26 protein-coding genes are annotated in these 20,753 nt (G+C 35.5%); 6 read left to right on the top strand and 20 right to left on the bottom strand.

Translation table 11 applies throughout. From position 1 onward, the window contains the following. Window positions 1-125: 125 nt before the first annotated feature. Together HCJ50_RS07460 and HCJ50_RS07455 are read right to left on the bottom strand one after the other, a co-directional pair. The gene (locus tag HCJ50_RS07460; RefSeq protein ID WP_187127547.1) at window positions 126-1,142 is read right to left on the bottom strand and encodes a PTS transporter subunit IIC; all 1,017 of its coding nucleotides are present in this window, start codon (window positions 1,140-1,142) and stop codon (window positions 126-128) included. 68 nt (window positions 1,143-1,210) lie between these two features. Continuing rightward, window positions 1,211-2,065, bottom strand: coding sequence for a LysR substrate-binding domain-containing protein (locus tag HCJ50_RS07455; RefSeq protein WP_185349009.1), 855 nt, complete (start codon window positions 2,063-2,065; stop codon window positions 1,211-1,213). A 106-nt stretch (window positions 2,066-2,171) separates the two neighbouring features. On the opposite strand from HCJ50_RS07455, the gene HCJ50_RS07450 reads away from it, so the two are divergent. Further along, a complete protein-coding gene (locus HCJ50_RS07450) occupies window positions 2,172-3,179 on the top strand; it encodes a YeiH family protein (RefSeq protein ID WP_185349007.1) in 1,008 nt (335 codons plus the stop codon). A gap of 54 nt (window positions 3,180-3,233) precedes the next feature. Next, window positions 3,234-3,875, top strand: coding sequence for a DUF1361 domain-containing protein (locus tag HCJ50_RS07445; RefSeq protein ID WP_185349005.1), 642 nt, complete (start codon window positions 3,234-3,236; stop codon window positions 3,873-3,875). A gap of 47 nt (window positions 3,876-3,922) precedes the next feature. Here the strand turns inward: HCJ50_RS07445 and HCJ50_RS07440 are convergent, their stop codons facing one another. Then, complete coding sequence (locus tag HCJ50_RS07440; RefSeq protein ID WP_185349003.1) at window positions 3,923-4,240, bottom strand: nucleoside triphosphate pyrophosphohydrolase family protein; 318 nt, start codon at window positions 4,238-4,240, stop codon at window positions 3,923-3,925. Window positions 4,241-4,438: 198 nt separating this feature from the next. On the opposite strand from HCJ50_RS07440, the gene HCJ50_RS07435 reads away from it, so the two are divergent. Beyond that, window positions 4,439-4,615 carry a hypothetical protein gene (locus tag HCJ50_RS07435; RefSeq protein WP_185349002.1) on the top strand — a complete coding sequence of 59 codons (177 nt, stop codon included), beginning with the start codon at window positions 4,439-4,441 and terminating at the stop codon, window positions 4,613-4,615. 56 nt (window positions 4,616-4,671) lie between these two features. Here HCJ50_RS07435 and HCJ50_RS07430 read toward each other — a convergent pair whose 3' ends face one another. The 5 genes from HCJ50_RS07430 to HCJ50_RS07410 form a co-directional block, all read right to left on the bottom strand. Then, on the bottom strand, window positions 4,672-4,968 hold the full coding sequence (locus HCJ50_RS07430; protein ID WP_185349000.1) for a nucleotide pyrophosphohydrolase: 297 nt from the start codon (window positions 4,966-4,968) through the stop codon (window positions 4,672-4,674). Between the two features lie 101 nt (window positions 4,969-5,069). After that, window positions 5,070-5,396, bottom strand: a complete 327-nt coding sequence (locus HCJ50_RS07425) for a thioredoxin family protein (RefSeq protein WP_185348998.1) — start codon at window positions 5,394-5,396, stop codon at window positions 5,070-5,072. Next, window positions 5,393-5,830 (bottom strand): flavodoxin, encoded by a 438-nt coding sequence (locus HCJ50_RS07420; protein WP_185348996.1) that lies wholly within the window; start codon window positions 5,828-5,830, stop codon window positions 5,393-5,395. The genes HCJ50_RS07425 and HCJ50_RS07420 overlap by 4 nt, the downstream gene beginning before the upstream one ends. Next, window positions 5,827-6,876 (bottom strand): ribonucleotide-diphosphate reductase subunit beta, encoded by a 1,050-nt coding sequence (locus HCJ50_RS07415; RefSeq protein WP_185348994.1) that lies wholly within the window; start codon window positions 6,874-6,876, stop codon window positions 5,827-5,829. The genes HCJ50_RS07420 and HCJ50_RS07415 overlap by 4 nt, the downstream gene beginning before the upstream one ends. A 54-nt stretch (window positions 6,877-6,930) precedes the next feature. Next, on the bottom strand, window positions 6,931-9,225 hold the full coding sequence (locus tag HCJ50_RS07410) for a ribonucleoside-diphosphate reductase subunit alpha (RefSeq protein ID WP_185348992.1): 2,295 nt from the start codon (window positions 9,223-9,225) through the stop codon (window positions 6,931-6,933). 530 nt (window positions 9,226-9,755) lie between these two features. Between HCJ50_RS07410 and HCJ50_RS07405 the strand changes: the two genes are divergently transcribed. Further along, window positions 9,756-10,097 (top strand): YxeA family protein, encoded by a 342-nt coding sequence (locus tag HCJ50_RS07405; RefSeq protein ID WP_185349035.1) that lies wholly within the window; start codon window positions 9,756-9,758, stop codon window positions 10,095-10,097. Window positions 10,098-10,161: 64 nt separating this feature from the next. On the opposite strand, the gene HCJ50_RS07400 is transcribed toward HCJ50_RS07405, so the two are convergent. The 11 genes from HCJ50_RS07400 to HCJ50_RS07350 form a co-directional block, all read right to left on the bottom strand. Further along, window positions 10,162-11,406 carry an IS256 family transposase gene (locus HCJ50_RS07400; protein WP_185349033.1) on the bottom strand — a complete coding sequence of 415 codons (1,245 nt, stop codon included), beginning with the start codon at window positions 11,404-11,406 and terminating at the stop codon, window positions 10,162-10,164. Window positions 11,407-11,583: 177 nt separating this feature from the next. Then, window positions 11,584-11,769, bottom strand: coding sequence for a CsbD family protein (locus tag HCJ50_RS07395; protein WP_185348990.1), 186 nt, complete (start codon window positions 11,767-11,769; stop codon window positions 11,584-11,586). 89 nt (window positions 11,770-11,858) lie between these two features. Beyond that, window positions 11,859-12,908, bottom strand: a complete 1,050-nt coding sequence (locus HCJ50_RS07390) for a Gfo/Idh/MocA family protein (RefSeq protein ID WP_185348988.1) — start codon at window positions 12,906-12,908, stop codon at window positions 11,859-11,861. Between the two features lie 22 nt (window positions 12,909-12,930). Further along, window positions 12,931-13,899: a sugar phosphate isomerase/epimerase family protein gene (locus HCJ50_RS07385; RefSeq protein WP_185348987.1), complete on the bottom strand. Its 969-nt coding sequence runs from the start codon at window positions 13,897-13,899 to the stop codon at window positions 12,931-12,933. A gap of 2 nt (window positions 13,900-13,901) precedes the next feature. Further along, a complete protein-coding gene (locus tag HCJ50_RS07380) occupies window positions 13,902-14,624 on the bottom strand; it encodes a ThuA domain-containing protein (RefSeq protein WP_185348985.1) in 723 nt (240 codons plus the stop codon). Between the two features lies 1 nt (window position 14,625). After that, the gene (locus tag HCJ50_RS07375) at window positions 14,626-15,366 is read right to left on the bottom strand and encodes a sugar phosphate isomerase/epimerase family protein (RefSeq protein ID WP_185348983.1); all 741 of its coding nucleotides are present in this window, start codon (window positions 15,364-15,366) and stop codon (window positions 14,626-14,628) included. 15 nt (window positions 15,367-15,381) lie between these two features. Continuing rightward, entirely contained in the window at window positions 15,382-16,458 is a 1,077-nt protein-coding gene (locus HCJ50_RS07370; RefSeq protein WP_185348981.1) for a Gfo/Idh/MocA family protein, read from the bottom strand. Window positions 16,459-16,531: 73 nt separating this feature from the next. Further along, on the bottom strand, window positions 16,532-17,410 hold the full coding sequence (gene gadR / locus HCJ50_RS07365) for an acid resistance transcriptional regulator GadR (protein ID WP_185348979.1): 879 nt from the start codon (window positions 17,408-17,410) through the stop codon (window positions 16,532-16,534). A gap of 70 nt (window positions 17,411-17,480) precedes the next feature. Next, complete coding sequence (locus tag HCJ50_RS07360) at window positions 17,481-18,176, bottom strand: cyclic nucleotide-binding domain-containing protein (RefSeq protein WP_185348978.1); 696 nt, start codon at window positions 18,174-18,176, stop codon at window positions 17,481-17,483. A 212-nt stretch (window positions 18,177-18,388) separates the two neighbouring features. After that, complete coding sequence (locus HCJ50_RS07355) at window positions 18,389-19,060, bottom strand: cyclic nucleotide-binding domain-containing protein (RefSeq protein ID WP_185348977.1); 672 nt, start codon at window positions 19,058-19,060, stop codon at window positions 18,389-18,391. Between the two features lie 57 nt (window positions 19,061-19,117). Next, window positions 19,118-19,735: an MBL fold metallo-hydrolase gene (locus HCJ50_RS07350; protein WP_185348976.1), complete on the bottom strand. Its 618-nt coding sequence runs from the start codon at window positions 19,733-19,735 to the stop codon at window positions 19,118-19,120. A 126-nt stretch (window positions 19,736-19,861) separates the two neighbouring features. On the opposite strand from HCJ50_RS07350, the gene gloA reads away from it, so the two are divergent. Together gloA and HCJ50_RS07340 are read left to right on the top strand one after the other, a co-directional pair. Continuing rightward, entirely contained in the window at window positions 19,862-20,251 is a 390-nt protein-coding gene (gene gloA, locus HCJ50_RS07345; RefSeq protein WP_185348975.1) for a lactoylglutathione lyase, read from the top strand. A 15-nt stretch (window positions 20,252-20,266) separates the two neighbouring features. Further along, entirely contained in the window at window positions 20,267-20,425 is a 159-nt protein-coding gene (locus HCJ50_RS07340) for a hypothetical protein (RefSeq protein ID WP_185348974.1), read from the top strand. Window positions 20,426-20,501: 76 nt separating this feature from the next. Here HCJ50_RS07340 and HCJ50_RS07335 read toward each other — a convergent pair. Further along, window positions 20,502-20,753 (bottom strand): IS3 family transposase (locus tag HCJ50_RS07335; RefSeq protein ID WP_185348973.1); only part of this gene is annotated, 252 nt, incomplete at its 5' end.

The following is a 20,753-nucleotide window of genomic DNA, read 5'->3' as shown; positions in this document are numbered from 1 at the left end:
TTTGATATGATATTTCAGAAAAAAATTATGTACATTTTGTTACAATGACACATTTTCAAACAGCTAATTTAGTCTTTTATTGTAACAAAAAAGCAGAACTAAATTGTCCTACTTTTCCGTTTTATTTACTGTAATTCAATAGTTAAATCTCCTGTTTTCAATCGTTCTTTTTTGATTAATATTGGTCTGACAATAAGTGCAATAACACCTGGCAAGACAACCGAAACCAAAATAAAAGCAGCTAATGTGCTGAATCCATAATTTGCTATTAAATAAAGTGGTGCAACAAACGCACATAATCCGAGTCCAGCTACTTCACTAGATGCTTGAATATGGAAAACCATCACTCCAAGCGGTCCGGCGACTATTGTTGTTAGTAATGGTACTAACATAAGGCTCGGCTTTCTAATAATATTTGGTGTTTGTAGTTTTGGTGTACATATAAGTTGTGCAAAAAATGCTCCCCAGTTATTGTCTCGATAGCTTAACACTGCAAAAGATACAAATTGAACGGAACAACCAATTAATGCCGCTGCACTTGCTGTTGGGTCTAATTGAAGTGCAATTGCGAGAGCCGCAGATGATGCTGGGCTTAGAATAAGTAATCCAAAAACAAAAGCGATCACCATGGATGAAATCAGCGGGGAACCACCAATTAAAGTGCTAATTCCTAGACTAACAGAATCTAAAATCGGCGCCATTATCTTCGCAAATAAAATACCACTTAGTCCACCAGCGAGAAGTGATACGCCTGGAATCAAAATCATATCAAACTTAGTCTTCCCTGTGATGCGTTTCCCAGTCCAAACAGCTACAATTACAGCTAAAATAGCTCCAACTGGTTCTCCGCTAGTAATTGCAACGCCACCACCAGACAATGTTGCTATAGCTCCTCCACCAATTACAGCAGATGCAGCCGCACTTATCGTTACAAGTGTATTAGCATGCAAGCACATTGCAATACCCACGCCTATGCCAGGAATTAACATCGATTTTCCAATCGCACCAATCGTCACCAGAAATGAGATTCCAGTCATCTGGCCGATAGTTTGTAACAGAAGTCCAATACCAAGCGTTACAAGAACGGCATTTGCTATTCCCATAGACGCTTTATAGGAACGATCTATAAAATAATCTTTCATTGCCTCTCCCTTTCTAAAATGTATTCTTTTTTATTGTAATCACAACGCCTCTAAAAAGCTAGTTTTATTTACTGATTCTCCCGTAAAAAAGCTAAAAATGTTTCTGCAATTCGATTTTCCAAAGTTTGTTTGTTTTTAAGTACAGAAAGTTTACGCATCATCGTTTTATCTTCATTAAAAGTACGTAATTTTCCTTGCCTTATTTCAGCTTCTACCACACTTTTGGAGATAATGGTATATCCTAGCCCTTCAAGAACCATTTGTTTAACGGCCATATTGCTCCACGCTACAACTCGCTCTGCTATATTCCAGCCGTTTGTACTAATAATATGATCTAAATATTCCCGCGTTCCTGAACCTTCTTCTCGAGCAATCCATGTTGTGCCTTTTTGAATTGCTTTCATTTCCCCAATTGCTGGGCCAACAATACACATTTCATCATCTAAAAATGCACTTATTTCAAGGTCTTTTTTATTTATTTGTCCTTCTATTATTCCAATATCCACTTGGAGTATTTCTACTTTATCAGCAATTTTTGCAGTGTTTTCAATAATTAATTCTAATGTTATATCCGGGTATTTTGCGTGGAATTTAGCAATCATCGCTGGTAAGTAATATTCCCCAACAGTAAAACTAGCGCCAATTCGCAATCTCCCTTTTAAATGATGATGGTATAAACTGATTTCATCCTCAACCTGTCTATATAAACCTTCTAATTGTTTCGCACGGTGGTATAGCATTTCTCCTGTTGCCGTTAAAACAAATTTTTTAGCTTGCCGATAAATTAATTCCGTATCGTACCGCTCTTCTAATTTCTTTAACTGCAAAGACACTGCTGGTTGAGATATATGTAATTCCTCAGATGCTTTCGTAAAACTCTTTAATTCTACCACTCTAATATAGGTTCTTAGCGCCTCATCCATATTCAACACCTCCATAAATTTTACTTATCAATAATATAATTAATATAAATTTTACTAATAAAAAAGGAAATGGTAAAGTAAAAGCATAAAAGAAAGGAGTAACAGTATGAATCCATCATTATTTCGCCTGAAAACCTTTTGGTATGGTATAGCACTCACTTTTTGTATCGCTGGACTATCGTATTTTCTAGCTAAATTGCCATTTTTAATGATTCTTGGACAACTTGTAACAGCTATTTTAATCGGGATTATTATTCGTGCTCTCATTCCAATACCAGAAAAATGGTTTACAGGTATTCAATTTTCCAATAAAGTTATTCTTCGGGCTGGAATCATTTTACTTGGTTTCCGATTGAATTTAGTGGATATTTACCATGCTGGATGGCGTGTATTTCTTATTGCAGCGCTATGCCTTAGTTTTGGGATTACCATCGTTTATTTTTTAGCTAAATTATTTGGAGTAGATAAAAAACTAGCTATTTTAGTTGCTTGTGGAACTGGGATTTGCGGGGCAGCAGCGGTTGTCGCTATTTCTCCTCAAGTAAAAGCGGATAATAATCAAACAGCAGTCGCTGCAACGATCATTGCTTTACTAGGAACTATTTTCACTATCATTTACACACTTATCTACCCAATTTTACCGCTTGGTCCTAATGGTTATGGGATTTTTGCAGGTGCTACACTTCATGAAATAGCCCATGTTATCGCTGCAGCAGATCCTGGTGGTACTTCAGCGGTTGATATGGCAGTTATTGTAAAACTGACTCGTGTGGCATTACTTGTTCCAGTTTGTTTTGTTGTTGCAAAGATGGTTAATGTTGGTACAAAAAATCGTTTTTCATGGGCAGAACTTCCGGTACCTTGGTTTATTTTTGGTTTTTTAGCAACAAGTGCCATTAATAGTTTTGGTATCATTCCATCAACTGTAACTGATTTCCTTGTTGTCTGTGCTTATTTCTTAATTGCTATGGCTATGGGAGGACTTGGTTTAAACGTCCATCTGCCTTCTTTTGGAAAAATGGGCGCTAAACCTTTTGCTGCAGCATTGGTTGGTTCTATTTTACTTTCTGCATTTGGTTTATCTTTAGTACTTTTGTTTCATTTAGCAAGTTAAGTTTCACCCAGGAACTCCATTTATGATACAATAGCTAGCACGAGGTGAGCATTCATGAAAAAAGCAATATGGATTTGCCGAGCTTTTTTAGTTAGTTATTTTCTTATACTGTATTTTACAGCAGATACTTATACGTTTTTGATATTAAACGTTGGGCTTGCTTATATCCCTTTTGAAATAGCTGTATTTCTTACAAAAAAACCTCGTGTTTGGTGGATTTTTTGGCCACTTGCACTTGTTTGGCTGGTATTTTTTCCGAATTCCCCTTATCTTTTAACTGATTTGTTGCATTTACAACGATTAGAAATTTATAGTGCAGAAGGAATTATATCCACTGCTCCTTGGTTATGGCGCCATTTCACTTATATTATCGTTGGTGTTTTCTTTGGTCTATTTATTGGATTTTGGTCATTTGCAAAAATGCTTGCTGAAATTAGAAGACGGTTCAACTGGACTAGTAGCCTTAGCTATCAACTACTTTTAATTAGCTTAATATTATTATCTAGTTATGCTATTTATATTGGCCGATTTTCGCGATTGCATTCTATCCATTTACTTACTCAACCCATTGAATCACTGCAAATTATGTTTGGTGTTTTCCACTGGCCATTCTGGAATTTTGTATTCTATTTCTCTATTATTCAATATGTCATTTTTATACTATTTAGTAGATTTTCTAGCTCACTAAAAAACTAAAAACGTTTGTATTGTAGGAAAATTCTTCTTACATACAAACGTTTTTTTTAATCGATATGGAGTTTACTTCGCTCTGTGGAAAAGCCTTGTGGATAGCGTCGTTTTAATTTTTCAATATTTAGTTCTGCCACTGTCTCCATGCTAATATCCGCCCACTTCGCAATTTGTGATACATACCAAAGTACATCGCCAAGTTCTTTTGTTAAAGCTTCTTTATTCAAATCATGTCCGTGAAAAGCATATTTTTTAATCAAATCGGCAACTTCACCGGCCTCTCCTGCAATTCCAAGTCCGTAATTCGTCAGTGCCTGTTCATGTGTTGCTGCAGTCCTGTTTGCTAAAATTTGATATTCTTTAAAATCCATATGTTTTCCTCCTTGCTTCTCTTCCTATCTTACTATAACAGATAATTTTTTTCGTTTGCAGTCTTGACTATTTTCTTTTTATGCGAACCTATGCTCTATCAATAACTTTCATCTTTAAAATTTTTTTATTTTTAAAGTCTTATTTTTTCCTGTTAATTCCTTTATAATAGAGATAAGAATTCTGAAAGGAGTTTATATATGAAATTAGCTGGCTTAGTAATATTTCTTGTTGGTCTGATTGGCTTTGGTGTTTCCTTTAGCATATCCGGACTTATCGGCTTTGGTGTTTGTATTATTTCCCTTATTCTAATAATCGCAGGAATTTTTACAATGATTCGTTCCAAAAAACGCCGTAAACGTTCCTATTCTTTCTAAACTGATAAGCTACTTTATCTTTGAAGGTAAAGTAGCTTTATTTTTTGCTTTTAAATTTACTTTGACCAAGTTCTTGTACGATTTTCGGCTAATTTCAACTGAATAATTTCCTCTGCATCTGCTCCTAAACTCTCCGCAATTTGCAAAGCATAAATCATCACGTCTGCCACTTCTTTCAGTATTTCTTCCCGATTTTCCTTCACTGCTATTTCATCGGTTTTCCATTGAAAGCATTCGAGCAATTCTGCTGCTTCTAGTGATAATGATAGCGCAAGATCTTTTGGATGATTATACTGATCTAACCAATTACGTTCTTTCAGAAACATAGTGATTTCATCTTGTAATTCTTTCAAAATTTTAGCTCCTTACATAAAACAAATTTGTGAATAATTGCGCAATGAAGTGCAAAAATAAGCGACAAGTCCCTATAGATAGGACCTGTCACTTATTGTGATTATGCATTAAGAGAAATAGCTTCTTCAATTTTATTTGGAGGAATAAATCCATTTAAACGGTGGATTTCTTCGCCGCCTTTGTATAATACTAGTGTAGGCGTTTGTTGTACATCACGATCAAAAAAGAAATTTTCACCCATTTCTTCTAATTTTACTTTTAATACTTTCACTTTATTCGCGATTTCAGAATTTTTGAATTCATCAAAAGAAAGGTCAAGCATTTTACAATTAGGACAATTGTCTTTCCAATAATCTACATATACTAATTCTTCTCCATTAATATGAGCTGCAAACTCTTCAGCTGATTTAATTTCAATACTTGTCATTTAATTCCACTCCTTATTGTTAAAATTTCCTTGACCCAATTATTTATATCAGCCACATCTTGTTCAGTGTGTGGCATTTGTTCTATTTTTAAAGTTGGATAATTTGTTCCAAAGTATTTTGCCATTCGGTCAACGGCTCCGCAATAAAAATCCATACCCCATTGTGTTTCCCCAGTGCCAAAAATGGCTACATTCTTGGGTTTAACGGCTAATTCCGCGATAAAATCTTTCATATCTGGCGGCGTTCTTCCGTAGTCGACTGTCCATGCCCCCAACACGTACAAGTCAAAATCTTCTTCAAGCGGATACTCGGCTAGAGGCGATACGCGAAAGGACACAACATCATGTCCTTCGCTTTGTAAAATCGCTTCAATTTCATCAGCCACCATTTTTGTATTACCACTTAAAGAATCATAGGCTAACAGAATTCTCATAGATCGTCGAATCCGTTATCCAAATTCGTTTTTTTATAGCTTGAATTGCGCATTTCAAAAAAGTCGGTTTTTGTTTCTGTAAAATTATCTGCATAAGCTTTAATCCATGTCATTGTGTTTTCACTATGTCCTGGATAAAGTTCTGGAATACCAAGCATTCCTAGCATTTTGTTGGCACGGTATTTCACGTAGTCAACCATTTCTTCCACATCAATACCTTCAATACCTTGTAAAACTTCTTCAGACCATTCTGTTTCCAGTTCTACAGCGTGACGGAAAGCTTCGTGTGTATATTCCACTAGCTCTTCTGTTTGTAATTCTGGGTTTTCGCCAAGGATTGCCCGGATTACTTCTGAAATAAACTTGGAATGTGCTAGTTCATCACGATTGATAAAGCTAATGATTTTCCCTGTTCCAGTCATTTTATTTTGACGAACAAGGTTGTAGAAGTATGCAAAACCACTATAGAAATTAATTCCTTCTAAAATAGAAGATTGAATTAATGCTTTTACAAGTGTTTCCCCTGTTTTATTATTCATAAAGTCATCGTATGCTTCCATGATTGGTTCGTTACGTTTAATAATTGTTGGATGTGTTCTCGCAAGTTCAAATACGCGATTTTGTTCTTGTAAATTTGTGATAGAAGCAAGTACATAAGAGTAACTTTCATTATGGATTACTTCTTGTTGAGCGATAATTGCTGCATTCGCATGGACAGCTGGATCAGTAATATATTCCGCAATATTATAAATAAAACGTGTTTGCGGAGAATCTAGTGTTGCGAGCAAGCCAATAATCGCATCAAACGCATATTTTTCTTGTTCTGATAGAGCGGGATATTGCTTTGCATCACTTTTCATATCTACTTCATCTGGAATCCAGTAGTTAGTAGAAAGTTCTTTATAAGCACGGTAGAAAGATGGATAAGGGATATCATTCCAATTCAAAATCCCACTAGTTTCTCCGTTTATGATGGAAGTAGAACGATTAGGAAATAAAGGTTCTAAAATTTTAATACGTGTAAGTTGTTCTTTTTGGTCAGCCATTTTGGCAAGCCCTCCCTTTTATTTTATGTTATTTCTACATGTTTTAGAGATTTATCAGCTAGAGCACCATTCGCACTCTTCCACATCAATATCATTTGAGCGAACATAGTATGTCGTTTTTAGCCCTTCATTCCAAGCTGTCATATGCAGTTCAAGTAGTTTACTTGCTTTGATACCACTTGGTACATAGAAGTTAAAGCTTAATGATTGGTCTACGTGACGTTGACGACGACCATTTTGACGAACACTTGCAAATTGGTCTACTTTGTAAGCACCTTTTTCATAGTATGGGTATGTGCTTAGATTTAAGTCTGGTGCAATAACTGGACGACGGTAGTCTTTTTTCTCTTCATAGTAGAATGCACTATAAATCGGGTCGATAGAAGCTGTTGAACCAGCAATTTGTGCCGTACTCATATTTGGTGCTACAGCTACAAGATACGCATTTCGCAAGCCTTTTTCTGCTACTTCTTTCGCTAATTCTTGCCATTCAGGTGAATTATAATTACGACGTGCAAAGTATTCTCCTGTGTTCCAGTCGCTTCCTTTGAAGACTTTATAGGCACCTTTTTCTTGAGCTAGTTTGTTACTAGCGCGAATAGCTAAGTAATTAATTTGTTCATATAATTCATCAGCATATTTTTCTGCCTCTTCAGAATCCCAAGCGATGTTTTTTAGTGCTAATAGATGATGCCATCCAAATGTTCCAAGTCCAATCGAACGATATTTTTGGTTGGTAATTGTCGCTTGTGGTACTGGTAGTTCATTTAAGTCGATAACATTATCTAACATCCGTACTTCTACTTCAATCAAGCGCTCTAAAGTACCTTCTTCTTCCGCCACCACTGCACGACCTAAGTTAACAGAAGATAAGTTACATACAACAAAATCTCCGGCTTGTTTTGTAATAACAATTTGATCACCTGAAATAATTTCTTGGATCATTTTTGTCGGGCTCATATTTTGCATGATTTCGGTACATAAATTACTGGAGTATACCATACCTTCATGTTTATTTGGGTTCATCCGGTTTACTTCATCACGATAAAACATAAATGGATTTCCGGTTTCTAGCTGACTCATCATTACACGTTTCATAATATCAATTGCTTTAACAATTTTTTTGCTGATTGTTTCGTCAGCAACTAATTCATCGTATTTTTCGCGGAAAGTACCTTCTCCTTTTGATTCATCATAGAAGTCTTGTAAGTACCAGCCTTTTTTCGCTTTTACTTCATGTGGATCGAATAAATACCATTCTCCGCGGCGCTCTACTGCTTCCATAAAAATATCTGGAATACAAACTGCAGTAAATACATCATGTGCGCGTAAACGTTGGTCGCCATTGTTTAAGCGTAAATCTAGGAAAGATTCAATGTCCTTATGGAAAACGTCTAGATATACAGCAATTGCTCCTTTACGTTGCCCCAATTGATCGACACTGACTGCGGTATTGTTTAGCTGTTTAATCCATGGAATAACGCCACCACTTGCGCCTTTTACACCACGAATAGCTGCTCCTGTTGAACGAACATAACCAAGATATGCGCCAACTCCACCGCCGTGCTTAGAAACTCTAGCAACATCTGTATTACTATCATAAATTCCTTGTAAACTATCATCCACTGTATCAATAAAGCAACTAGATAATTGTCCGCCAACTTTCCCTGCATTTGCAAGTGTTGGTGTTGCAACAGTCATATAAAGATTGCTTAAAGCCCAGTAAGCTTCTCCAACTAAATTCATACGTTTTTCTTTTGGTTCATTTTGCATTAAGTAAAGCGCAATTGTCAGCCAACGTTCTTGTGGCAATTCATAGACATTACGTTCAGAATCCGTTGCTAAATAGCGAGTAGCTAACAAATATAAACCATTGTAAGTAAATAATTTATCTTTTTCAGGATCAATTAATTTTCCTGCTTCAATTAATTCTTCTTTAGAATAGTTCTTTAAGATATTTCCGGAATAAATACCGCGTTCTCCCAGACTTTCTTGAAGCCCTACATAAGAACCATATTTATCATCATCATTATAAAAACGATTTTTACTTGCTTTTTTATATAATTTATTTAAATAAAGACGTGCTGCAAAATGTTCCCATTCAGGAATATGAATATCTGTACGTGCTTCCGCTTCTCGAATTAAGTAATCCACTAATTCATCTGCTGCATAATCTTCTTTTTTCTCTACAAAATTAAAAACTTTCCGTTTGTAATCTTCTAAATCAAGTTTTGGAAATTCTTCATGGATTTTCTCTAAATAGCCATCCAATCGGCTTTTGTCAAAAGGTAGCTTTCTGTTTCCCCCGTCTTTTACTATGTAAGTTGTCATTTGCAATCCCCATTTCATCCTTTTTTCCTCGTTGTAAAAATATCTGATTCATTTTTGCGCTTTTATTCGTCCGGTGAACAAGTAAGCCTATTCTGTGGAGCAAAAAAATTAACTTTTAAAGGAGCAAATTCCCCTCAATAAAAGTTAAAAGGCGATGAAGCAATATTTCGCTTTCGATACTATATATAGTATAACTTTTTTATTGTGAATGCAAGATATTGTGCTTTGGTTTTAATGATGAAAACTCGAAAAAGATGATTACAACAAGGTTTTTAGCAAACAAAAAATTTTTTCACTACTTTATCATGTGTTTTTTCGCACATTTCTAATTTTAAAAAACTACTACTTATAGTGGTTATTTTTTTCTTTTGACCTATATTTAGTAGCTCCAATTTCACTTTTTTTATCTTCACAATCTTATAAGTTACTTTCTTAAACCTTTCTGACAAAAATGTAAGGTTGAGAGCAGATTTTGTTAGTTAATGAACAGGATAAAGTTATTTTTTCATTGTAAACTAAATGTAATATAAGAAAGCAGGTGAAGAATGATGTTTACTAAAAAAAAGATATCCATTATATTAGCTACTATTCTTCTAGCTATCTGCGCTGTTTGGGAATATGCTATACCTTCAGATGCAGCTGTCAAACCCTACTACCTCAAAGTAGCTACAACTGGAAAACCAGTTAAAATAAATCAATTCAAAGGTTATAAGTATGCAACGAATGTTTATGATGATACAGGAAAACAAAAGAAACTAACATTTTACTCTGAAAAGCAGTTAACAAAAGATTCGCAGTTCAAATTATTAATCAGCGAAAATAAAATGGTAGTTAATTATAAAAAAATCAAAAATATGCCAAATAAAATGAATTACTTAGCCGAAAAATAAAAAACAGCTTGTACTAACGCTCTTTTTAAGAATAGCCAAAGGGTTTGTCAAGAAAAGTGTGTAATTAAGAAATAGAGATATAATGCGACACACGATTCTCAAGGGAATCCAAAAGAAGGAGCTGGTTCATGACAAGCGACCAGTTTTGAATGTGTTCTTCTGCCCATTTCGAATGTAGTTCCTTTACGCGTAAATAAAGGACTTTGAGTAAGGCGTTTTCCTGTGGGAAGGCGCCTTTCTTCGTGACTTTTCGAAAACTGGCATGGACACTCTCCACGGCATTCGTAGTATACATGATTTTACGGATGGCGCTGCCATAATCAAATAATTGTTCCACATGCTTGAAATTCCGTATCCAAACATCAATGGCACCTGGATACTGACTCCACTGTTGTCGGAAGGTCTCTAATTGCCTTTGGCAGGCTTTTAGTGAAGGCGCACCATACAATTTCTTAAGAGAAGCCGTAAAGGCTTTATAATCTTTGGATGGGACGTAACGGAGGGAATTTCGAACGAGATGGACGATGCAGCGCTGGACAACCACTGTTGGGAAAATAGCTTTAGCGCCTTCTTCTAAACCAGATACACCATCCATCGAAAGGAAGAAGACATCCTCTACACCACGCGCTTTTAATTCATCAAAAATCTGCATCCATCTATTTTTGCTTTCACTTTCATTGAGCCAAAGTCCGAGTATTTCTTTGTCCCCCTGCAGCGTATAGCCTAGAATGGTATAGACAGCGTAGCCTTTGGCTTCATAACCATCTCGAATCGTTACGTACATGCAGTCCACGAATAAAAAAGCATAGCACTTAGACAATGGGCGACTCTGCCACGTTTCTAATTCTGGTAGGACTGTATCTGTGATGTTTGAAATCATTTCATGGGAAATTTGAAAACCATAAATATCTTCGATTGTTTTGGCTATATCTCGTTGTGACATGCCACGGGCATACATCGCTAACACCTTATTTTCAATTGCGGAGACATCTTTCTGACGCTTCGGAATAAGTTGTGGTTCAAATGTACCAGAACGATCTCGTGGCACGTCAATAGGAACTTCGCCATAGCTGGTTCTCACCGTTTTATTCCCATAACCATTACGTCGATTATCATCTTCCTTCTCTTCACGAGAATGCGTGCTATACCCAAGATGATGTTCCACTTCTCCTTGTAATAATTGCTCAAAGAGCGGTCCAAATACGTCTTTCAAGGCACTTTGCATCTCTTCCACAGACTCCGGCTGGTATTCTTCCACAATGGCTTTCGCAAGGGCAACGGTTTTAGGATCACGCTTTTTCTTTGGCATCATATACTCATCCTTTCCATTTTTTATTCATTGTACCAAAAAAGAAAAACTGCATAAACAATGAACCTAGGATTCATTATTTACACAGTTTATTTTACACTCCCTAGCAAAACATTTTTGCATATTAGTTATTAAAAAGCGGATGTGAATTTTACTTCACATCCGCTTTATCTGTACTTACTCAGATAATTTCTTTTTAACATCGCCGGCTTTGTCTTCTACTTCACCTTTAGCTTTTTGTGCTTTACCTTCGACTTGTTTTCCTTTGTCATCTGTTGCTTTACCATATTGATCTTTTGCGTCGCCTACCAGTTTGTCTTTAAGTCCTTTTGCTTTGTCTTTGATACCGTTGTCTTCACTCATTGAAATAACCCTCCTAATTAGATTGTATTCAATAGAAGAAAACATCTTCATAGTATTGTTTTCCACAAAGCCAAAAGCTAAAACATCTTTTAAATGGAATGGACGGTTTTATTTGATTCGGCAGCTTGGAAAATAGCTTCAATTAATTTTAAAACTTGATAAACTTGTTCATTCTGGACGATTGGTTCGCTCTCATTATTTAATACTTGAACAAAATTATCATAAAAACTCATAGCTAATTTGCCAGGAGCAATTAATGGTAAAGTCTCGGTTGCTTCTTCGCTTGGAGGTGCCATTGTTTTTGTTAGACCTTGTCCTGCTTGTATTGGGGTGGGTTCCGATAATTTAGCAAGTGCAGTCGGTTTAACGATACTACCACTTAAATCCCAATCATGGATAATTCCAGTTCCTTCTGTTCCTTTGACATACCAGCGCGGTAATTTTATGAAATTAGTCGTTCCCACTTCAATTTGTGCAGTAATTCCATTTTCAAAAGTAATAAAAGATACAAAACCATCATCGACTTCATCACCAAGCGCATAGCTTAAATTAGCAGAGACGGATTTCACATTACTATCAACTAAGAATAATAATTGGTCAAGTAAATGAACACCCCAATCAAGAACCATTCCGCCGCCATGTGCTTTTAAATGACGCCAATCTCCAGGAATACCATTTGCCCCGTGTACCCGCGATTCTAAGTGGAACATTTCACCAATTGTTTTTTGTTCAAACATCTCTTTGATAATAAGAAAGTCTTCGTCCCAACGCCTATTTTGATGGACCATAAAATGTTTATTTACTTTTTTTGATACATCCATAATTGCTAATAAATCTTCACTTATCATCGTAACGGGTTTTTCGCAAACGACATGTTTTCCTGCTTCGAGTGCGCGAATAGCCAGTTCTTTATGACTATCATTTGGTGTTGCAATAAGGACAGCATCTACATTTTCATCTGCTAAAACAGCTTCATAACTCTCATAGATTTTTAAACCTTTTTGCACGGCAGCTTCCCGTTTTTCTTTGAGAATGTCGAATACACCATGAACTTCTAAATTATCAGCTGCTGATGCAAGAGTTACATGGTAGCTTCCCATTCCGCCGTAACCAACAATTACTAATTGATATTTTTTCATTCTAAGACATCCCTTCTTATCGTTAAGCCCACCACATATCTAGTGGTTTATCTTTAATTAAAATAGATTGTAAATTTGTAACGGCACGATCAAATCCTTCATCAATGGACATCAATGGGTCTTCATGTTCAATGCTAACTACGTAATCGTAGCCATATGTTCTCAGTGCACTCATAATATCTGACCATTCTGTTAAACTATGACCACAACCAACTGAACGGAATGTCCAACTTCTCGTTTGAACATCGCCATACGGTTGCATATCAGTTAAACCATACATATTAATGTTATCTTGATCTAAATACGTATCTTTTGCGTGGAAATGATGGATTGCTCCGGCTTTTCCTAAAATTTTAATAGCGCCAACTGGATCAATTCCTTGCCACCATAAATGACTGGGATCTAAATTAACTCCAATAGCATCATTTGTTTCTTCACGTAGTTTTAAAATGGTATATGGTGTATGGCATAAGAAACCGCCATGTAATTCAATACCAATTTTAACGCCAGAAGCCGCTGCTAGTTCGCCAATTTCTTTCCAATAAGGAATTAGTTTTGTTTCCCATTGCCAAGTTTTAATATCGCTATAAACAGTCGGCCATGGAATAACCGGCCAATTTGGCGCTTTGGCATCTTCGCTATCTCCAGCTGTTCCAGAAAATGTATTAACAACCGGAACATTCATTAAAGAAGCTAATTTAATTGATTTACGCAAAATTTCATCCGACGCAGCTTCTTCTTCTTTATTTGGTGAAATCGGATTATCATGACAACTAAATGCACTAATAGTTAATCCTCGACTAGTAAATTTTTCTAAATATTCCTTGCGAGCTGTTTCGCTTTCCAAAAGTTCATCTGTTGGACAGTGATGGTTTCCCGGATTTCCACCCGTTCCAATTTCCACTGCATCAAGTCCTGCTGCTTTTACTTTATCTAACATTTCTTCTAATGATAAATTAGCAAATAATGGTGTAAAAACGCCTAATTTCATTTTTATTTCCTCCCTATTTTTTCAAGTGGTTGATGATTTCCATATGCCGGATATGTTTTTCTACCTTCTGCGCACCACTGGACTCCGTTAATAATTACTTGTTGGATTTCCGGATGGTGATAGGTTGGGTAGGATTCATGTCCTGGTTGGAAGTAAAAAATCCGCCCATTTCCTCTTTTGTACGTAATGCCACTTCGGAAAACTTCGCCGCCTTCGAACCAACCTAAGAAAATTAATTCATCCGGTGTTGGAATATCAAAATGCTCACCGTACATTTCTTCTTCATCTAATTCGATAAACTCGTTAATTCCTTGGGCAATTGGATGTGTTGGGTCAACTACCCAGAGTCGCTCTCTTTCATTTGCTTCCCGCCATTTTAAATCACAGCTGGTACCCATTAATCGCATAAAGATTTTGGACATATGCCCGGAATGTAGTACAACAAGGCCCATCCCTTCTAAAACACGCTTTTGCACACGATCAACAATCTTATCTTCTACACGGTCATGACCCATGTGTCCCCACCAAATCAAGACATCGGTATGCGCTAATACTTCTTCTGTAAGACCATGTTCTGGTTCTTCCAGAGTAGCTGTCTTCGCATCAAATCCAGCTTTTTCTAGAAAACTAGCAATTTGTCCATGAATTCCATCTGGATAGATTGCAAGCACTGAGTCATCCTCTTTTTCATGTAAAAATTCATTCCATACTGTCACACGAGTCATATTACTTCTCCTCCAATAAATTCGCTAAATACGTATACCCTTTGGAAACACTTGTTAGTGGATCTTCCTCAAATGCTTCTTGCTCGATAATTAGCCATTTTGTCCCGGAGTCAAGAGCCGTCTTCACGTAGCCAGAAATATCAAGAATACCTTCACCAATAATAGTACTTTCTTTGTTCGTTCTCGATTTATCTTTAATATGAATTAGCGGCACCCGGTTAGAATATTTTTTAATAAAAGGAATAACTCCAACTCCTGCATACTCTAACCAATAAGTGTCTAATTCCGCAAACATTTCAGGTGTATTTTCCAGTAACTGTTCTAAAATGATGTCATTATCCCATTGTTCTAATTCATGAGCATGATTATGATAGCCAAATCGCATTCCAACTTGTTGGATATTTTGAGTAATTTTGCGAAGTTCACAACTAAATTCAAGCCATTCTTTTTTCGTTTCAAAGTCTGCATACGGACAAATAATATGTTGATTACCTAATTCTTGTTCAAATAGGATCACATTTTCTAAATCTGTTTCAAGCTTTTCTTTACTAATATGCGAACCTGCAACTTCTAGTCCAAGTGCTGCTAATTTTGCTTTAATTTCACTTGCAGATTTCCCGTAATAGCCAGCAAATTCCACGCCGTCATATCCCATTTCAGCCACTTTTTCAAGTGTTCCAAAAAAATCATCTTCACAAGCTTCTTTTACACTCCACAACTGTAAAGCTATTTTTGCTTTCATAAAGGTACTTCCCCCTTAATTAAAATAAACTGGTTTTCCGGTTTTAGCTGATTCATAAATTGCTTCTAAAATTTGTGTTACTACAAGTGCTTGAGCTGGTTTTACGACTGGTTCAGTATTATTTAAAATAGCATCCAACCACTGCTCAGCTTCAATTAATGCTGGATCCTCTCCTTCACCATCATAAAAATCTACACCATCCGCATCCAATTGAATTTTCTTTTCATACATTTGACTATACGCTTCTCCATTTATCCGCAAGCCATCTTCCATATCTGCGCCGCCTTCTGTTCCGCTAAGAGATGTCCTTGCTTCACCTACATCTAGTGTGTTTAACGCCCAACTTGCTTCTAACACAATAGTTGCCCCATTTTCCATAGTAATAAAGCCAAATGCAGAGTCTTCTACTGTGAATTTTTTTGGATCCCATGAACCCCAAGCATTCGCAGCATTTTCTTTTTCAGAAAGTTTATGATAACTATTTCCTACAACATATTTTGGTTTGTAATTGTCCATCATCCAAAGTGTTAAATCAAGTGCATGGGTACCAATATCAATAAGAGGTCCGCCGCCTTGTGCTTCCTCATCTAAGAAAACGCCCCATGTTGGTACTGCACGACGACGAATTGCTTTGGCTTTCGCATAATAAATATCGCCAAGTTCCTTATTTTCGCAAATCTGATGTAGGTAGTTTGAGTCTTTACGGAATCTATTTTGATAGCCAATGGTTAATTTTTTGCCAGTGCGCTCTGCTGCTTTAATCATATTTCTTGCTTCTTCTGTTGTTTTTGCCATTGGTTTTTCACACATTACATGTTTACCTGCTTCCAATGCAGCAATCGAAATTTCCGCATGAGAAATATTTGGTGTACAAACATGAATTACATCAATGGATTTATCTTGGAGTAAGTCTTGATAATTTGTGTATACGCTTGCATTTGTTCCACCAAAAACTTCGGCTGCTGCTTCGGCTTTTTCTAATATGATATCGCAAAAAGCAACCATTTCTGCTTTCTCAGCTTTTAATAAACTTGGCATATGTTTCCCGTTTGCAATGCCTCCACAACCAATAATTCCAACTTTCAATGACATATAAAAAACCTCCAATAGTTTTGATAGTTACATCATACAAAACTACTAGAGGTATTTCTTCCTGTTTTATTGCTTAATTATTCCCGTATATTGCTTTTCTGTATTTGAGTGGCGCTACTCCCATCGCTCGTTTAAAGGCATGATGGAATGTCTTAACACTACTAAATCCCGCTAGTTCTGCCACTTCTGTTACTGGAAATGCCTCATTTAATAACATCCACTTGGCTTTATTCAAACGGTAATCATTTAAAAAAGTAACAAAAGTCATTCCGGTATTTCGTTTGAAAAATTTTGTAAAATAATAGGTACTAAACCCAGTATGATCAGCCATTTCTTGCAAACTAATAGGGCCTTGATAATGTTTTTCCACATAAGAGAAAATCTGCTCTAATTTATGTAAGGTTTCTTGTGATTTAAGAACAGCTTGCTCAGAAATCACGCTAACAGGCTGTGTTTTTAATTGTGGAATTTCACGGTAAATAAGTACAATAATAGATAGCAAATCTGCTTTCAAAATATAGTGTTTCCCTGGCTTATTAGTGTTAGATTCCGTATGTATTTCCATAATTAACGATTGCATTTTTGTTATCACTTCTTCTGGCCACTCTCTACTCAAATGAGCCATTTCCGCCAACATTTCACGAAGAGTTTTTCCTGCAATATCCATTTGCATCTCTTCTTGAAATAAACTTAAATCAAACTGAATAACAATTCGTTCACTATTTGGAGAAGCTAAAAAATAGTGTACATCTCCTCCATTAATAACTTGAATTTCCCCTTCTTTTAGCTGAATTGGCATATCATTAATTCCTAAATTCAAGCTACCTTTGAGTGCATAAATAATCTCGATTTCTTTGTGCCAGTGCGGATAAACAAGAACCTCACCTTCATTGATGAATGACCGAAACGGAAAAGCTTTATTTAATTCAGGAATTTCCAAGTAATCACTCATTATGAATCTCCTCTTTTTTCTTTATTTTAGCATAAAAAAGAAGACAGCCGTTAGACTATCCTCTTAAAGTTTATAAAATCAAAGAATCATAAGGAATTTCGTTAAATAATTTTTCAACGTTTATAACGATGGGAATTTTCGTATTAAGTAAATATCCTTCTTTTTTTAATTCGCTCATAGTGAGACATAGGTATTCTCTAGTTATTCCCATAAACTTAGATAAAAATGTCGTTGATAATTCTGATGGAATTTGTATATTCGTTCCATTAGAAATTCCATATTCGTAGCCAACTGCGGCGATAACATGTTTAACACGATCTTTCACTTTAAGTGTATTAAGCAAACAGCGACGTTGCAACATTATAATTTCTTTCTTGGATTGATACAACATAAACACTTCACTACTAACATGTTTGTCAACCATAAAAACGAAAAAATCTCTATCAACTGCTGTAATAACATTGGTGCTTGGGGATAATAGTTTAGTACCCATTCCGCGTTTTAACTCAGGCGAAATAAACGATGAAAAATTACACATATCGCCATGTTTTAATAATTGATTATAACCTATATTATCATCAATTTGTGTCCCTTTCATAATGATTCCTATTTCGACAAAATAAATATCTGTTACAAAGTCTACATCAAACAATTCATTTTTTGAAAGTTTAATACTCATACTGTGCTTTGCAAAATCACTAGACTTCTTACAAAAATGAAGTGGATTAACTAAAATTTCATGTTGCCTTTTTTCTAATGTATTCAAAATAAATTCCTCCTCTAAAATATAATATCATAAATAAAAATTACCTTAGAGTCGTCATTTATAAATTCATCTAACATTTCAATCAAGAAAAAAGGATTTTCCTACCAATTTATGAAAAAAATATAAATTTATAGGTTAAATTTAGATAAATAAGTTTTTTTTGTGACAATTTCTTTAGGTGTTTATTGCTTTAATTGGGAGATTTCCCTACTTTATAAATCATCTATTTTTTTAATTACCCATGGCTTATGGCTATCATCTAGTATTCCTGCTTTGCGCAATTTTAAGACAGTCATATTAGTGTACTCTCGGGTTGTATTTGCATATTGAGCTAAAATAAAATTATTAATTTCCTCAGGCAAAATATATTCTTTTTCTTTGGTTACTCGTCCTAGGTATAAACCCATCTCTTTCAAACAAGCCCGAATCCGTGCTTCTTTTTTCATAAAAGTTCGCTTACTCGCTTTAAAATAAACTTTTCTCGTATAAAGTAAATTCGCTAGTAAATATAGTGATTTCTGATTGGTTTCGTCCAAAATACGTTCAACAAAATCAGAATCAAGTACCCAGCAATGTACTTTGGTTAAAGTACGCAAAATTGAGTCTTCTGGTTCTTCTTTAATAAGTGGTACTAAATTAACTGCAACTTCATCCCCAACAAAGCTAATAATTCCAGAATCCCCATTATCATTTTGGAGGCAGTACGCAAAATAACCACTCTCAACTAAATAAATTTTGAAATTTTTGGAGTCTTTTAATTTAATTTCTTGTCCTTTGGGAATTATTTCTTGGTAACAATATTTATAAAAGTCCTCACTCTTTTTAAGTAGCTGTAACAATGATTTTGTTGTTGCTTCTTTGAAAATTTCTTCATCTGAACGCATTTTTAACACCTCTCATTTATTTGCAAAAAAATGACAGAATAACGCTTCTGCCACTTTTTAATTGAAGTATGGGTTTGTTTCTTTTTCATTACCAATAGTTGTAACTTCTCCGTGTCCTGAATAAGCTAACAAGTCATCTGGGAGAACGAATAATTCTTTTTTAATGCTATTAATTAAAGTATCAAAGTCACCTGTATGCAAGTCAGTACGTCCGATACTCCCTCTAAATAAAGCGTCACCCACAATAACAAAGTCGTCAAAAATAAAACTTAAACTTCCAATAGAATGACCTGGTGTTGGTACCACTTTAAAGTGAAAGTCTTCTATATTATATTCCCCAAGTTTAAATTCATATTCTGCCGGCTCAGCAATGATTTGTTTTCCAGCAATATGAGCAGATAGATTTAATTCTGGGTTGGAAAGCCATGCTTGTTCTTTTGGACTAACATAAACCGGAATGGAATAAGCTGCCCTTATTTCTTCCAAGGCACCAATATGATCATAATGACAATGCGTTAACAAAACCGCTATTGGTGTTACTTGAAGTTTTGCAATTTCTGCTTTAATTTTACTAGCTTCTGCACCTGGGTCAATTATTAAAGCAACATTATCTTGATAAATAATATAACAATTTTCTTGAATTTCGCCAGTCATAATTCGTTTAATTTCCGTCATCTTATTTCCACCTTTCTGCACACACTCATTATACCGAAATTACCGTTTTACTTCAATATACCTTATTTGTATTCATTCCGCTGATATACTACAATGGAGAAAGAAATTTAAAAGGAGGAAGAGCAAATGACTGCTAAAATGTTACATACGTGTATTCGAGTGAAAAACTTGACTGAATCAATTACTTTTTATGAAAAAGCACTAGGTTTAAAGGAAGTCCGCCGAAAAGATTTTCCGGATTTTGAATTCACACTTGTTTATATGGCTTTTGAAGAAGGTGGCTTTGAATTAGAATTAACATATAATTATGACCAACAGGACGCTTATGATTTAGGAAATGGTTACGGTCATCTTGCTGTAGGGGTGCCGAATGTCCGCGCCTTACTAAAAGAACATCAAGAAGCTGGCTACACAGTGACTGAATTAAAAGGACTTCCTGGTGAAGATCCATTTTATTATTTTTTAACAGACCCAGATGGTTATAAAACAGAAATTATTCAAGATGGCGCACTATAGAACTGGAGATTTTTAATGGTAAAATATTTAATTATTATTGCAATCGCACTAGCAATTAATGGACTTAGCTTTCTTTTCCATAATGATATTGCCAATCTTATTGCGGTAATTATCACAGCATTATTGCTGATTTATTTGATGCTTGATTTAACTAAAATGTATCGACGCAAATAAAAAAAGCCAGAAAATCATTGTAGTGAGACCCAAAAGTTAGACCAAATGCCGACCAGAGAAATCTGGTTGGTATTTTTTATGCGGTCATCTGTTCGCGGTACTGAATAGGACTACAACCAAGTTTCGTTTTAATTCGATGATGATTGTAGTAATGTATCCAATCTTCTATTGCTTGCTTCAATTGTTTAAAGCTGGCATAAATTACCCCGTAATACATTTCTTGCTTTAACAGTCCAAAGAAATTCTCCATCGGAGAATTGTCAAAACAGTTCCCTTTTCGTGACATACTTTGAAAGATGTTTTGCTTGGTTAACTGCTTTTTGTATGC

Origin of the sequence: Listeria immobilis (genome assembly GCF_014322765.1) — a bacterium.
Lineage (GTDB): Bacteria > Bacillota > Bacilli > Lactobacillales > Listeriaceae > Listeria > Listeria immobilis.
This window is presented reverse-complemented; position numbering and strand designations above follow the sequence as displayed.

Bases quoted from the DNA above. Each gene is read 5' to 3' on its own strand.
- gloA (WP_185348975.1), top strand. From the start codon at position 19,862: ATGACTGCTAAAATGTTACATACGTGTATTCGAGTGAAAAACTTGACT.
- HCJ50_RS07425 (WP_185348998.1), bottom strand. From the start codon at position 5,396: ATGACAAGTATTGAAATTAAATCAGCTGAAGAGTTTGCAGCTCATATT.
- HCJ50_RS07400 (WP_185349033.1), bottom strand. From the start codon at position 11,406: ATGCCAAAGAAAAAGCGTGATCCTAAAACCGTTGCCCTTGCGAAAGCC.
- HCJ50_RS07440 (WP_185349003.1), bottom strand. From the start codon at position 4,240: ATGGATTTTAAAGAATATCAAATTTTAGCAAACAGGACTGCAGCAACA.
- HCJ50_RS07355 (WP_185348977.1), bottom strand. From the start codon at position 19,060: ATGCGTTCAGATGAAGAAATTTTCAAAGAAGCAACAACAAAATCATTG.
- HCJ50_RS07390 (WP_185348988.1), bottom strand. From the start codon at position 12,908: ATGAAAAAATATCAATTAGTAATTGTTGGTTACGGCGGAATGGGAAGC.
- HCJ50_RS07420 (WP_185348996.1), bottom strand. From the start codon at position 5,830: ATGAGAATTCTGTTAGCCTATGATTCTTTAAGTGGTAATACAAAAATG.
- HCJ50_RS07375 (WP_185348983.1), bottom strand. From the start codon at position 15,366: ATGAAAGCAAAAATAGCTTTACAGTTGTGGAGTGTAAAAGAAGCTTGT.
- HCJ50_RS07350 (WP_185348976.1), bottom strand. From the start codon at position 19,735: ATGACGGAAATTAAACGAATTATGACTGGCGAAATTCAAGAAAATTGT.
- HCJ50_RS07415 (WP_185348994.1), bottom strand. From the start codon at position 6,876: ATGGCTGACCAAAAAGAACAACTTACACGTATTAAAATTTTAGAACCT.
- HCJ50_RS07455 (WP_185349009.1), bottom strand. From the start codon at position 2,065: ATGGATGAGGCGCTAAGAACCTATATTAGAGTGGTAGAATTAAAGAGT.
- HCJ50_RS07460 (WP_187127547.1), bottom strand. From the start codon at position 1,142: ATGAAAGATTATTTTATAGATCGTTCCTATAAAGCGTCTATGGGAATA.
- HCJ50_RS07380 (WP_185348985.1), bottom strand. From the start codon at position 14,624: ATGACTCGTGTGACAGTATGGAATGAATTTTTACATGAAAAAGAGGAT.
- HCJ50_RS07405 (WP_185349035.1), top strand. From the start codon at position 9,756: ATGTTTACTAAAAAAAAGATATCCATTATATTAGCTACTATTCTTCTA.
- HCJ50_RS07445 (WP_185349005.1), top strand. From the start codon at position 3,234: ATGAAAAAAGCAATATGGATTTGCCGAGCTTTTTTAGTTAGTTATTTT.
- HCJ50_RS07385 (WP_185348987.1), bottom strand. From the start codon at position 13,899: ATGAAATTAGGCGTTTTTACACCATTATTTGCTAATTTATCATTAGAA.
- HCJ50_RS07340 (WP_185348974.1), top strand. From the start codon at position 20,267: ATGGTAAAATATTTAATTATTATTGCAATCGCACTAGCAATTAATGGA.
- gadR (WP_185348979.1), bottom strand. From the start codon at position 17,410: ATGAGTGATTACTTGGAAATTCCTGAATTAAATAAAGCTTTTCCGTTT.
- HCJ50_RS07395 (WP_185348990.1), bottom strand. From the start codon at position 11,769: ATGAGTGAAGACAACGGTATCAAAGACAAAGCAAAAGGACTTAAAGAC.
- HCJ50_RS07450 (WP_185349007.1), top strand. From the start codon at position 2,172: ATGAATCCATCATTATTTCGCCTGAAAACCTTTTGGTATGGTATAGCA.
- HCJ50_RS07435 (WP_185349002.1), top strand. From the start codon at position 4,439: ATGAAATTAGCTGGCTTAGTAATATTTCTTGTTGGTCTGATTGGCTTT.
- HCJ50_RS07370 (WP_185348981.1), bottom strand. From the start codon at position 16,458: ATGTCATTGAAAGTTGGAATTATTGGTTGTGGAGGCATTGCAAACGGG.
- HCJ50_RS07410 (WP_185348992.1), bottom strand. From the start codon at position 9,225: ATGAAATGGGGATTGCAAATGACAACTTACATAGTAAAAGACGGGGGA.